The organism is Caniella muris (genome assembly GCF_943193035.1).
GTDB lineage: Bacteria > Actinomycetota > Coriobacteriia > Coriobacteriales > Atopobiaceae > Granulimonas > Granulimonas faecalis.
The window spans coordinates 97446-110462 of sequence record NZ_CALPCK010000002.1; the positions used below are offsets into that span (position 1 = coordinate 97446).

Below are 13017 nucleotides of genomic sequence, written 5' to 3' on the forward strand. Positions count from 1 at the left end.
CCCGTGGGGACCGCCGCATCCGACGGTCCCCATTTCTATGCAGGGAGGGGGTGCCCCGATTGTTTGGCATCGGAGACACCGAGTTCGTCCTCATCATCATCTTCGCGTTCCTGCTCTTCGGGCCCGACAAGCTGCCGGGCATGGGGCGCACCATCGGCCGCGGCCTCAGACAGTTCCGCGAGGCGCAGGACTCCGTCACCAAGGTGGTCCAGTCCGAGGTCATCGACCCCATGACCAAGGCGGCCTCCGCCGGCGCCGACGGCGTCAAGGCCAAGGTGGCCACCGACGAGGACGCCGACATCGAGGCGGCCGACCTCACCCAGCGGAGCGCCGAGACCTTCGCCGAGCGCAAGGCGCGCCTGGCCGCCGAGAAGGCCGCCCGCGACGCGGCCGCAGCCGACGGCGCCGCCGCAGCCGCGAGCGACGCGGCCGATGCGCCCGCCGTCCCCGCGTCGGCCGAGGAGCCCGAGCCCGAGGCGACCCCCGAGACCGAGGCTGCCCCCGAGCCCGGGGCGAACCCCCGCAGCGCCGCCTCCCTCTACGGCCTCGCGCCCAAGGCGCCCGCGGCCGAGCCCAGCACCGCCGCCCCCGAGGACCCGGCACCCGCCGGGGCCGCAGACCCCGCAGCCGGAGAGGAGGGAGGGAGCCGCGCCTAGCGCTCCCGTCCGCCCATGCCCATCGGACCCGCACGCATGCCCTTGATGGACCACCTCGGCGAGCTGCGCCGCCGGCTCACCATCATCGTGGTGGCCGTCGTCGTCTGCGCCGTGGCCGTCTACATGGCCACGCCCACCATCATCGACATCGTCATCGACCCCATCCGTGGCTTCCTGCCCAACGGCGGCAAGCTCGCCATCATGAGCTCTCTCGGCGGCTTCACCATCCGCTTCAAGGTGGCCTGCTTCGCGGCCGTCATCATCACGTGCCCCATCATCATCTGGGAGGTCCTGGCGTTCTTCCTGCCGGCGCTCAAGCCCAACGAGCAGCGCTGGGTGGTGCCTACGGTGGGAGCCATGGTGGCGCTGTTCTTCCTCGGCATGGTGTTCTGCTACTTCGTCATCCTGCCGGCGGCCTTCGGCTGGATGATCGACCAGTCGAGCGCCTTCGCCACGGTGCTGCCCAACGCCGAGGACTACATCTCCATCATCATGCTGCTGGAGATAGGCTTCGGCATCGCCTTCCAGGTGCCCCTCGTGATCTTCTACCTGTCGATCCTGCATCTGGTGACCTACAAGACGTTCCGAGAGAACTGGCGCTTCATCTATGTCGGGCTCCTGGTCTTCTCGGCCGTGGTCACGCCCGACGCCAGCCCGGTTACCATGTTCTTCATGTTCGCCGCGCTCGTCATGCTCTACGAGGCGTCCCTCGCCGTGGCCCGCGTGGTGTTGGTGCGGCAGGACGGGCCGGAGTCGCTCCGGTGGACCCGCGAGGACTACGAGCTCCACGCGGAGCGCGCCGACGACTAGAGGAACCGCAACCGCCGGGGGTCCGCACGATGGGCGGGCCCCCTTGAACCTATGAGGGAGTGAGAGCCGTGGTACTCGTCATCGCCGAGAAGAACGACGCGGCCAAGCAGATAGCCCGGCTCCTGAGCGAGTCCGGGAAGCCCGAGAACGACAAGGTCTACGACACACCGGTCTACCGCTTCCGCCGCGGGGGCGAGGACTGGGTGGCCGTCGGCCTGCGCGGCCACATCCTGGCCCCCGACTTCCCGCGGGAGCTGCACTACGCCGACGGCGAGGGCTGGTTCGCCGTGGACGAGGACGGCGAGGTCCTGGCCGCCGACGTCCCCGACACCCTGCCGAGGCCCCCGTTCGACGGTGGCCTCAAGAAGGACGGCACCCCCAAGAAGCCCCGCAAGCCCTACCTGCCCGACGGCATCGACATCAAGGGCTGGAAGGTCCCGAGCCTGCCGTACCTCGTGTGGGCCCCGGTGGAGAAGAAGCCGGCCGAGAAAGGCATCATCCGCGCCCTCAAGAACCTGGCCAAGAAGGCCGACGAGGTGGTCATCGCCACGGACTTCGACCGCGAGGGCGAGCTCATCGGCTCCGACGCCCTCTCCCAGGTGCGCATGGTCAACCCCGACGTCCCGGTGACCCGCGCCCGCTACTCCGCCTACACCAAGGCCGAGATCGACCACGCCTTCGACAACCTCGTGGAGCTCGACCAGGACCTCGCCGACGCCGGCGAGAGCCGCCAGTACATCGACCTCATCTGGGGTGCCGCCCTCACGCGCTACCTCACCATGGCCCGCTACGGCGGCTTCGGCAACGTGCGCAGCGCCGGTCGCGTGCAGACCCCCACCCTCGCCCTCGTGGTGGAGCGCGAGCGCGAGCGCCAGGCGTTCGTGCCCGAGGACTACTGGGTCATCCAGGGCACGGGCGAGAAGGACGGCGAGGAGTTCAGGATCTCCCACGCCAAGGGCCGCTTCTGGAAGGCCGAGGAGGCCGAGGAGGCCTTCGCCGCCGTGAAGGGGGCCACCGAGGGCACCGTGCGCGCCGTCACCCGCAAGAGCCGCACCTCCAAGCCCCCCGCGCCCTTCAACACCACGTCGCTGCAGGCCGCGGCCGCGGCCGAGGGCCTCGCGCCCGGCCGCACCATGCGCCTCGCGGAGTCGCTCTACATGGACGGCCTCATCTCCTACCCCCGCGTGGACAACACGGTCTACCCGTCGTCGCTCGACCTCGCCGCCACGGCCAAGGCCCTCAGGAAGGTGCCGGCCTACGCCCCCGTGGTCGACCAGATCCTCTCGGCAGGCCCCGTCAAGGCCACCCGCGGCAAGCAGGAGACCACCGACCACCCGCCCATCTACCCCACGGCCCCGGCCGACCCCGACAAGCTCGAGCCCGCGGCCTGGAAGCTCTACAACCTCGTCGCCCGCCGCTTCCTCGCCACCCTCATGGGCCCCGCCGTCATCGAGGGCACCAAGGTGGAGATCGACGTGGCCGGCCAGCCGTTCCAGGCCTCCGGCGACGTGCTCAAGACCAAGGGCTACCGCGCCATCTACCCCTACGGCCTCAAGAAGGACGAGCAGCTGCCCGCCATGGCCGAGGGCGATGCCGTGGCCGTGCGCGACGTGGCCTGCGAGGCCAAGCAGACCGAGCCGCCGGCGCGTTACAGCCAGGGCCGCCTCATCCAGGAGATGGAGAAGCGCGGCCTGGGCACCAAGTCCACCCGCGCCTCCATCATCGACCGCCTCTTCCAGGTGAAGTACCTCAAGAACAACCCCGTGGAGCCAAGCCAGCTGGGCATGGCCATCATCGACGCCCTCGACCGGTTCGCCCCCACCATCACCACGCCGGAGATGACGAGCACCCTCGAGGACGACATGACCCGCGTGTCCGAGGGCGCCACGAGCGAGGCCGCCGTGGTAGACCGCTCCCGCGCGCTGCTCGCCGGCATGATGGACGACCTCATCGAGCACACCGACGACCTCGGCGAGGCCATCGCCGACGCCGTGACCGCCGACGCCCGCGTGGGGGCCTGCCCCAAGTGCGGCAAGGACCTCGTGCTCAAGAACTCCGCGAAGACCCGCTCCCGGTTCATCGGCTGCATGGGCTGGCCCGACTGCGACGTCACCTACCCGGTGCCGGGCCGCAACACCGACAAGATCGAGCCGCTCGAGGAGCCGTGCCCCGAGTGCGGCGCCCCGCGCCTCAAGGTGTGGCCGTTCCGCTCCAAGCCCTACGAGCAGTGCGTGAACCCCGTGTGCCCCACCAACCGCGAGCCCGACGTCGTGGTGGGCACCTGCACGGTGTGCGCCGAGGCCGGGCGCCACGGGGACCTCGTGGCCCACAAGAGCGAGAAGACCGGCAAGCGCTTCATCCGGTGCACCAACTACGACGAGTGCGGCGTGAGCTACCCGCTGCCCCAGCGCGGCAAGCTGTCGGCCACGGGCGAGACCTGCCCCCACTGCGGAGCCCCCGTGGTGGAGGTAGAGACCGACCGCGGCCCTTGGCGCATCTGCGTGAACATGGACTGCCCCGGCAAGGAGAAGAAGGCCAAGGGCGCGCCCCGCGGCCGCGCCCGCACCGCCCGCAAGCGCTCGTAGCCGCACCCCACACCACGGGAGGTCTGTCATGAAGGTCCTGCTCATCAACGGGAGCCCCCACGCCGGCGGGTGCACGCGCACCGCCCTCAACGAGGTGGCCGGCGTCCTCAACGAGTGCGGCGTCGAGACCCAGGTCAAGAACGTGGGCGCCTCGGTGCGCTCCGGCTGCCTCGCCTGCGGCCGCTGCAAGCGGACGGGCCTCTGCGCCGTCGACGACGTGGTCAACGAGGTCATCGAGCTCCTGCCGGGGGTCGACGGCATCGTCGTGGGCTCGCCGGTCTACTACTCCGGCGCCAACGGCGGCCTCTGCGCGTTCATGGACCGCCTCTTCTACGCGGCCTCCAACCGCCTGGCCTTCAAGCCGGCGGCCGCCGTGTGCAGCGCGCGCCGCGCCGGCACCACGGCCACGCTGGAGCGGCTCAACCAGTACTTCCTCATCAACAACATGCCCGTGGTGCCGTCCCAGTACTGGAACATGGTCCACGGCAACAGCCCCGAGCAGGTGCGCCGCGACGCCGAGGGCCTGCAGACCATGCGCACCCTCGGCCGCAACATGGCCTGGATGCTCCGCTGCATCGCCGCGGGCCAGGAGGCGGGCGTCGACCGCCCGCTCCACGAGCCGGGCGTGCGCACCAACTTCATCGGCGACTGACGTGGCGGCGGGACGCCGCCGCCGTCGTTGGAAGGAGACCCCTTGTCCAGGAGAAAGCTCGTCATCACCGGCGCCAACGGCTACATCGCGAGCCTCATGGCCCTGTACAACGCGGACCGGTTCGACATCGTGCCCGTGACCCGCGCCGACGTGGACCTCGCCGACCCCGAGGCCGTGCGTGCGCACTTCTCGGCGATGGACTTCGACCTGCTCCTCCACACCGCCGCCGTGGCCGCCACGGCCCTCTGCGAGAACGAGCCCGAGATGACCCACCGGGTGAACGTGGAGTCTCCCATCGCCCTCGCCGAGGTGTGCCGCGACAAGGGGGCGCGGTTCCTGTTCATCACCACCGAGCAGACCTTCAACGCCAAGACCTCCGGCGCGCCCTTCGCCGAGGACGCCGAGCCCGAGAGCCACTCCCACTACGGCCGCCAGAAGACCGAGGTGGACGCCTGGCTCGCCGCCTCCGACGTCGACCACGTGACCCTGCGCCTCTCCTGGATGATGGGCTTGCCCCTCCACGGCGTGCGCCCGAGCCCCAACGTGGCGCTCCAGGTGCTCGAGGCCGTGCGCACCGGCACCCCGGCCTCGTTCAAGGTCCACGACCGCCGCTGCCTCACCTACGCCCAGAACCTGGCGGACTCCTTCGCCCAGGTCTGCGAGCTGCCCCGCGGCACCTACAACTTCGCGGCCGAGACCGACGGCTCCGTGTACCAGTGCGCCCGGCGCCTGGCCGCGGCCTTCGGCGCGACGCCCGAGGAGGTCGACGCCCTCATCCGCCCGGACCTCGAGAGCTACGCCGACCAGCCCCGCGACTACCGCCTCGACTCCTCCAAGATCCGCGCCGCGGGCATCGACCCCGGCACCTTCGAGGGCAACGTGGCCGCCATCATGGCCGACTTCGGCTTCCCCGAGAAACCCTTTTAGGAGGCCGTCGTGGAGCGGGGGACGTTCATAACCCTGGAGGGGACCGACGGCTCGGGCAAGACCACCCAGGCGGCGCGGCTGGCGGCGGCCCTCGAGGCCGCGGGCCGGGAGGTCGTGCGCCTACGGGAGCCCGGCGGCACCGCGATCTCCGAGAAGGTGCGGGCCCTCCTGCTGGACCCCGCCAACGGGGCCATGACGGCGCCGTGCGAGCTCCTCCTCTACGAGGCCTCCCGCGCCCAGCTGGTGGGGGAGGTCGTGGGGCCGGCCCTGGCCCGCGGCGCCTGGGTGGTGTGCGACCGGTTCGCCGACTCCACGACGGCCTACCAGCGCGCCGGTCGCGGCCTGCCCGCCGCCATGGTGGAGGGGGCCAACGCCCTGGCCTGCGGCGACTGCGTGCCCGACGTCACGCTTTGGCTCGACGTCAGCCCGCGCCGCGCCCTGGGGCGCGCCCTGTCCGAGGGCTGCGACCGCATCGAGGCCGAGGGCCTCGCCTTTCAGGAGCGCGTGCGCGCCGGCTACGAGGACGTCTGGCGCCGCCACGGCGACCGCGTGGCGCGCGTGGACGCGTCGGGCACCCCCGACGAGGTCTGGGGCGCCGTGGTGGCGGCCCTCGCCGAGAGGGGCGTCCATGTCTGAGACCGCCGCGCCCCCGTGCCTCTCCGCCCTCGACGGTCAGCCCCGGGTGAGGCGCTTCCTCGCCGACGCCCTGGGCCAGGAGCGCGTGGGGACCGCCTACCTGTTCTGCGGCACCGCGGGCGAGGAGGCCCATAGGGCCGCCGTGGCCCTGGCCCAGGCCCTCGTGTGCCCTCGCGGCGGCTGCGGCGACACGGCCTCCTGCGACGACTGCCGCCTCGTGGCGGCCGGCGACCACCCCGACGTGACGATCCTGTCGCCCGACTCCGCCACGGGCTACCGCATCGAGCAGGTGCGCGACGAGGTCATCGCCCGCGCCCAGAAGACGCCGGTGCGCTCGTCCGCGAAGGTGTTCGTGCTGGAGCGGGCCGACCAGCTCCGCGGCGTCTCGGCCAACGCGCTGCTCAAGACCATCGAGGAGCCCCCGGGCGACACCCACTTCATCCTCTGCGCCCCCGCCCCCGACCTCGTGCTGCCCACCATCGTGAGCCGCTGCCAGGTGGTGCCCTTCGCGTCCGCGGCCGCAAGCGCCGTCGCCGAGGTGGCCGCCGTGGCCGGCGCCTCCCAGGCCGAGGCCGCCTGGGCGCTCTCCGTGTGCCCCGCGGCCGCCGACGCCGCGGCCCTGCTCGCCAGCGCCTCCCGCCGGGCCGTGCGCGACGCCGTGCTCGACACCCTCGGGCGCCTGGGGTCGCTCGACGGCTGGGGCATCCTCCAGGCGGCCGACACCGTCGCCGAGGCGGCCGCCGTGTCGTTCTCGGACGGGGAGGGCGCGATGACCGACGGGGAGCGCGAGGAGCGGGACCGCCTCCTCGAGGAGTACCTCACCCGCGGCGCCCTCAAGGCCGTAAAGGAGCAGGAGAGGCGCGAGGATGCGGCCAAGGAGCGCTCGGGTATCATGGAGGCCGTCGCCATCTGCGAGTCCGTGCTGCGCGACGCCTTCGTCGCCACCCAGGACCGCGCCGCCGCGCCTGTCAACGCCGACGCCGCCCCCATCGTGGAGGCCCTGGCCGCGGCCGGTGCCGAGCGCGTCGCCGCCGCCTGCGAGGCGGCCGAGCGCGCCGCCGCGGACATCGCGCACAACGTCACCCCCCGCCTGGCCGTCGAGGCCATGCTGCTCGCCTTCAAGGAGGCCCTATGCCCCGCGTCATCCCGGTGAAGTTCACCTTCGCCTTCTCCGACCTGTGGTTCGACCCCGCAGGGGCCCAGATCGAGGCCGGCGACCACGCCATCTGCGAGACGGAGCGCGGCCTGGAGATGGGGCTCGTGACCGAGGACGCCCGCGAGGTCTCGGAGACCGAGCTCAGGGAGACCATCGGCGACGCCACCCTCAAGCCCATCGTGCGCAAGGCCACCGACGAGGACTACGACCGCGCCGAGGAGCTCGCCGCCAAGGGTGACGAGGCACTGCCCGTGTTCCGCCGCCTGGCCAAGGAGTCGGGCCTGCCCATCAAGCCCGTGGGCGTGGAGTACCTCTTCGGCGGCGAGCGCTGCGTGTGCTACTTCGCCGCCGAGGAGCGCGTGGACTTCCGCCAGCTCGTGCGCGACCTCTCCCGGGCCCTCCACGAGCGCATCGACATGCGCCAGATCGGCGTGCGCGAGGAGGCCGCCCTCATGGGCGGCTACGCCGGCTGCGGCCAGGAGCTCTGCTGCGCCCGCTGGGAGACCCGCTTCGAGCCCGTCTCCATCCGCATGGCCAAGGAGCAGGACCTCCCGCTCAACAGCCCCAAGATCAGCGGCGTCTGCGGCCGCCTCATGTGCTGCCTGCGCTACGAGTTCGAGGCCTACCGCGACTTCAAGGGCCGCGCCCCCAAGAAGAACGCCGTGATCGAGACCCCGCTCGGCAAGGCCAGGATCTGCGAGTACGACACCCCCCGCGAGATGCTGGGCCTGCGCCTGGAGAACGGCAAGTCCATCAAGGTGCCCCTGGCCGGCATGGAGTGCTCCGAGCGGGCCTGCAAGAAGGCCGAGGAGAACCACTGCCCGTGCCGCCCCGACACCGTGACCCGCTCCATGCTCGAGGCCCTGGAGTCCTCCGAGGTGCAGGCGGCCCTCGCCGAGCTCGACCGCGCCAACGGCGTGGGGCAGCAGGACTTCGACGACAGCGACATCGTGTTCGTGAGCGAGCAGCGCCGCCGCAGGCGCCGGGCGCAGGTGGCCGAGAAGAAGGAGGAGGCCGCCGCCAAGGAGGCCGAGCGCGCCAAGCGGGCCGCCCGCAAGGCCGCCAAGGGCGAGAACGCCGGCGGCGACGGGCAGCGCCCGGGGCGCCGCCGCAGGCGCCACCACGCCGGCGAGGGCGCGGAGGCGCAGGAGCGCCGCGGTGCCGAGGCCCGGCAGGACACCCGCGGGGGAGGGGCCGGCTCGTCCAAGGCGACGCGTAGGCGCCGTCCCGGCGACGGCGGCGGCCGCCAGGACCGGCAGGGCCGTCCCGGCCAGGGGCAGGGTCAGGGCGCCGAGGGGCGCGCGCCCAAGGAGCGCGGCACCAAGGAGCACCGCGACCGGGGTGCCGACAGGCCCCGCGCCCCGCGCCCACAGCAGGACGCCAAGGGCCAGCCCCAGGAGGGCCAGGGTGCAGAGAAGCCGCGTCGCAGGCGCAGGCGCCGCTCCAACCGGCCCAAGGGCGACGGCCCCGCTGCCGAGTAGCGGCCGTCGGCGAGGGTACGTGCGACGAAGAAGGCCCCCGCACCCGGTGGGATGCGGGGGCCTCGCCGTCCCGGTGCGGGACGGGCGGTCTTCTCGGAAGCGCTAGTCGGTGAGCTCCAGGAGGATCTGGCCGGCGTCCACGTGGCCGTGCTGCACGAGCTCCACGCGCTCGAAGTCGTCGGCGTTCACGACGGCGACGGTCACGATGTCGTCGTAGCCGGCCTCGGCGATGGCCTCGCGGGAGAAGGCGAGCACGGGCTGCCCGGCCTTCACGCCGTCGCCCTGTTCCACGAGGTAGGTGAAGCCCTTGCCCTCCATGGCCACCGTGTCGATGCCCACGTGCACGATCACCTGGGCGCCGCCCTCGCTCACGAAGCCGATGGCGTGCTGGCTGCCGGCGTACTCCACGGTGACGGTGCCGTTGACGGGGGCGTAGACGACCTCGTTCTGGGGCTTGATGCCGCAGCCGCGGCCGAGGAGGCCCTCGGAGAAGATGTCGCGCTCCACGTCCATGCGCTCGATGACGGCGCCGGTCACGGGCGCGGCGATGGTCGTGGGGTTGGCCATGGCGTCGATGGGCTCGATGCCGTCGAGGTCGGGGCCCTCGTTTTTGTTGAACAGGCCGAAGAGGCTCATGGGTGCTCCTATCTGGCAAAGGGGTAGTCCTCGGGTCCCCTTGTTCCCAGCGTGACTCTGGTGTGGCACGGCCGCGTCAAAAACCACAGGTCCGTCGGCGCGCGGCAGGTTGTCATGCCAGCCGCCCGCCACCCGCCCCCTGTCCCACCACCCGGACACTTTTGTCCCATCAGTCGGACACTTCTGTCCCAACGGTCGGGCACTTTTGTCCCACGATGCCGTTGGATCCGCCCCTGCGCCGCCGTGGCGTCTTTTCCGGAAAACGACGCCACCGTGGTGCGCCTTTCGGCTGTTTTGGCCTATCTCCTGCGCCACCGTGGTGCATCGGGGCCACCGTCGCACCACCGTGGCGCGCGCCCGGTGTGACAGCGGTGTCTGGCACATCTGTCACTTCGCATGTTTCTCTCCTTATGAATCGTGGGCGCATCGGGCCGGTCCCCGGTGCGGGGGTGGATGATGGCCGGACATGCCGATGCGGCTTTCGGCATGGGTTTTGGGCACCCGGCGCCGAGAAAACCATGCCGGAGATGGCTTCGGCATGGGTTTGGAGGCCTCTTCGACCGAAAAGCCCATGCCGAAGGGGCCTCCGGCATGGTCGGGCCCCTGCCAACGGTGGGACAGAAGTGCCCGACCGTTGGGACAAAAGTGTCCGGGTGGTGGGACAGGGGGGGGGCGTCCCTGCGTCCGTATTCATCGTCGGGTGGCGATGGGTCCAGATCGCGTCCCTCTCACGCTGCGATATGCAATTGATAGTAACCTGAATGTATGAATCGCCGCATGGATTCGCCTGAAATCTGAGGGAATCGCGCCGGTTATGCGTTATTACACATGCCTTTATCAGCTTGTTTGTTGGCCCTTGGCCCCATGCGCCCATGGATGCATAGAAACGGGAGCGAATTTTATTTCTATGCATCGACTGTTGCCCCGGCCGTGGCCGTCGGGGTCCGGGGCCGTCGTACCCTTTCATGCCAACGGCGGCCGGAAAGGTGCCGCCCACGGATGCGAAGGAGCAGCCATGACCGAGAGCAACGCCCCCACGGCGCAGCAGTCCACAGCGAACGGCGGCCTGCCCAAGCGCACCGCCCCCTTCCTCACCCTCACCCGCCGCGGATTCCTGGCCGCCGGTGCCCTCACCGCCGCCGCCACGGCCCTCGCGGGCTGCGGCACCGCTCCCGACGGCGCCCAGGCCGAGGCCGCCGAGGGCAGATCCGGGACCCAGACGCTGCGGGTGGGCATGGAGGCGGCCTACGCCCCCTACAACTGGCAGGTGACGGAGGCGTCGGACACCACCATCCCCATCGAGAACGTCTCCGGCGCCTACGCCGACGGCTACGACGTCCAGATCGCCAAGCGTGTGGCCGCCGCCCTCGACCGTGAGCCTGTTGCCGTCAAGCTCTCGTTCGACGGCCTCATCGACGCCCTGACCTCGGGTCAGATCGACGTCATCATCGCCGGCATGGCCCCCACCGAGGAGCGCCGCCAGTCCATCGACTTCTCCGACCCCTACTTCGAGGGCACCTACGGCCTGTTCGTGCGCGAGGGCTCGCCCTATGAGGACGCCAGGACCCTCGCGGACCTCTCCGGCGCCTCCGTCGTGGGCCAGAAGGGCACCAAGCTCGACGACATCATCGACGAGATCCCCGGCGTGGTGCACATGACCCCGCTGCCCTCCGTGCCCAACGTCCTCGCCGCCCTCCAGCAGGGCGCCGCGGACGCCGCTACCTACAACATGGAGAACGAGGCCGCCTACCTGCGGAGCAACCCCGGCATCGTGCCGGTGCGGTTCGATGAGGGCGAGGGCTTCCCCGACGTGGTGACCACCGGCGTGGGCGTGGCCAAGGGCAACGACGAGATGCTCGCCGCCGTCAACGGGGCCCTGGCCGACCTCTCCGACGCGGAGCGCCAGGAGCTGTGGGACGGCGCCGTCGAGCGCCAGCCGGAGTGACCGTGGGTGCCCACGGAGCGCCGCCCACGGGCGGCGACGGCGTCCTCGCGTTCCTCGCCGGCGACGGCTGCCCCGGACTCGACAGCCCGGCGGCGGCCCGACGCCTGGCCGGCCTCCTGTCGTTTCCCACCGTGGCCACGGGGGCGTACGACACGGGTGACTGGGACGCCTTCGAGGAGCAGCGCGCCTACCTGCGGTCCTGCTACCCCCGTGTCTTCTCGACGGCCACCGAGACCCTCGTGGAGGGCGCGGCCGGCGGCGGCCCCCAGGCGCTGCTGCTGGAGCTGCCCGGCTTTGACCCGGACCTCGACCCCGTGATGTTCATGGCCCATCAGGACGTGGTCCCCTGCGTGCCGGGGACGGAGGGCCACTGGACCCACGGCCCCTTCTCCGGGACCGCCGACGGCACCTGGGTCTGGGGCCGCGGCGCCATCGATATGAAGGTGCAGCTTGCCGGCATCCTCGAGGCCCTGGAGCTCGTGCTCGCCGATGGGCGACCCCTCCGCCGCGGCGTCGTGGTGGCGTGCGGCCACGACGAGGAGTGCCTCCAGGAGGGGGCCCGCGCCCTCGCGCGCACCCTCGGCTCCCGCGGCGTGCGCCCGGCGTTCCTCGTCGACGAGGGCGACTACCTGGTGCACGACCTCGCCGGCCTCGGCGGCGACGGGCATTGGATGGGTGTCGCCGTGGCCGAGAAGGGCTACGCCGACCTGTGGCTCTCCGCGGCGTCGGAGGGGGGCCACTCCTCCAACCCCGTGGGCGGCACCTCGCTCGGCAGGCTCTGCCGGGCGGTGTCCCGCATTCTGGACGCCGTGGGGGAGCCCCGGCTCACCGGGCCCGTGGCGGCCATGTTTCGGCAGCTCGCGCCCCGCATCTCCCGCGGGCCGGTGGCGGACCTCCTCCAAGGGGACCCGGGCCGCGTGGACGCCTGCGCCACCGAGCTCGCCGCCCTGCTGGCCCGGGACCCCGAGACCTACCCCCTCGTGTGCACCACGGCCGCGCCCACGATGATGGAGGGCGGCGCCTCCGTGCCCAACGTGATGCCGCAGGATATGGGGGCGGCCGTGAACTTCCGCCTGCTGCCGGGGGAGACCCTGGATGGCCTCGTGGCCGCGGTGCGGGGGCTCGTGGCCGACCTCGGCGTGGAGGTGGCCCTCATGGGCGGCTCCAACCCGCCCTCCGAGGTCTCGCGCTGGGACGGCTGGGGCATGGAGCGTCTGCGCGAGGCCGCCGCGCCCCTCTTCACGGAGCCCGACGGCACCCCCGTGCCGCTCGTGCCGACCTTGGCCGTCGGCGCCAGCGACGCCCGCATGTACGAGGGTGTCTGCGACCAGTGCCTGCGGTTCTCGGCGTTCGTGGTGGACGCAGGGGAGAGCTCCCGCGGCGTCCACGGCACGGACGAGCGTGTCCTGGAGCGGTCCTTCACCCAAGGGGTGGCGTTCCTGCGCCGCCTCGTGGAGGCCTGCTGCCTCCATTGACTTACAGGTTGTATGCAGAAATAGCTGCCATATACGCCGATTGGCTCATGGGTGTGAT

11 protein-coding genes are annotated in these 13017 nt (G+C 71.7%); 10 read left to right on the forward strand and 1 reads right to left on the reverse strand.

What is annotated here, in order from left to right; translation table 11 throughout:
• Nucleotides 1–59 precede the first annotated feature (59 nt).
• The 8 genes from NFR49_RS10170 (at nt 60) to NFR49_RS07535 (ending at nt 8903) form a co-directional block, all read left to right on the forward strand.
• The gene (locus tag NFR49_RS10170; RefSeq protein ID WP_275557150.1) at nt 60–656 is read left to right on the forward strand and encodes a Sec-independent protein translocase subunit TatA/TatB; all 597 of its coding nucleotides are present in this window, start codon (nt 60–62) and stop codon (nt 654–656) included.
• A gap of 15 nt (nt 657–671) precedes the next feature.
• Nucleotides 672–1466: a twin-arginine translocase subunit TatC gene (gene tatC / locus NFR49_RS07505; protein ID WP_135978196.1), complete on the forward strand. Its 795-nt coding sequence runs from the start codon at nt 672–674 to the stop codon at nt 1464–1466.
• A gap of 68 nt (nt 1467–1534) precedes the next feature.
• Nucleotides 1535–4051, forward strand: a complete 2517-nt coding sequence (locus tag NFR49_RS07510; RefSeq protein ID WP_251159025.1) for a DNA topoisomerase I — start codon at nt 1535–1537, stop codon at nt 4049–4051.
• Between the two features lie 28 nt (nt 4052–4079).
• Nucleotides 4080–4703, forward strand: coding sequence for a flavodoxin family protein (locus NFR49_RS07515; protein ID WP_251159026.1), 624 nt, complete (start codon nt 4080–4082; stop codon nt 4701–4703).
• Nucleotides 4704–4745: 42 nt separating this feature from the next.
• Nucleotides 4746–5630 carry an SDR family oxidoreductase gene (locus NFR49_RS07520; RefSeq protein WP_251159027.1) on the forward strand — a complete coding sequence of 295 codons (885 nt, stop codon included), beginning with the start codon at nt 4746–4748 and terminating at the stop codon, nt 5628–5630.
• A gap of 9 nt (nt 5631–5639) precedes the next feature.
• A complete protein-coding gene (tmk, locus tag NFR49_RS07525) occupies nt 5640–6266 on the forward strand; it encodes a dTMP kinase (protein WP_251159028.1) in 627 nt (208 codons plus the stop codon).
• The gene (locus NFR49_RS07530) at nt 6259–7419 is read left to right on the forward strand and encodes a DNA polymerase III subunit delta' (RefSeq protein ID WP_251159029.1); all 1161 of its coding nucleotides are present in this window, start codon (nt 6259–6261) and stop codon (nt 7417–7419) included. The genes tmk and NFR49_RS07530 overlap by 8 nt, the downstream gene beginning before the upstream one ends.
• Nucleotides 7398–8903 (forward strand): PSP1 domain-containing protein, encoded by a 1506-nt coding sequence (locus NFR49_RS07535; protein ID WP_251159030.1) that lies wholly within the window; start codon nt 7398–7400, stop codon nt 8901–8903. Before NFR49_RS07530 ends, NFR49_RS07535 begins: the two co-directional genes overlap by 22 nt.
• 102 nt (nt 8904–9005) lie before the next feature.
• Here NFR49_RS07535 and NFR49_RS07540 read toward each other — a convergent pair whose 3' ends face one another.
• Nucleotides 9006–9539 carry a PTS sugar transporter subunit IIA gene (locus tag NFR49_RS07540; protein WP_251159031.1) on the reverse strand — a complete coding sequence of 178 codons (534 nt, stop codon included), beginning with the start codon at nt 9537–9539 and terminating at the stop codon, nt 9006–9008.
• Nucleotides 9540–10554: 1015 nt separating this feature from the next.
• Here NFR49_RS07540 and NFR49_RS07545 point away from each other — a divergent pair.
• Together NFR49_RS07545 and NFR49_RS07550 are read left to right on the forward strand one after the other, a co-directional pair.
• On the forward strand, nt 10555–11484 hold the full coding sequence (locus NFR49_RS07545; RefSeq protein WP_251159032.1) for a transporter substrate-binding domain-containing protein: 930 nt from the start codon (nt 10555–10557) through the stop codon (nt 11482–11484).
• Between the two features lie 2 nt (nt 11485–11486).
• Nucleotides 11487–12959, forward strand: coding sequence for a M20/M25/M40 family metallo-hydrolase (locus NFR49_RS07550; protein ID WP_251159033.1), 1473 nt, complete (start codon nt 11487–11489; stop codon nt 12957–12959).
• The last annotated feature ends 58 nt before the right edge of the window (nt 12960–13017 follow it).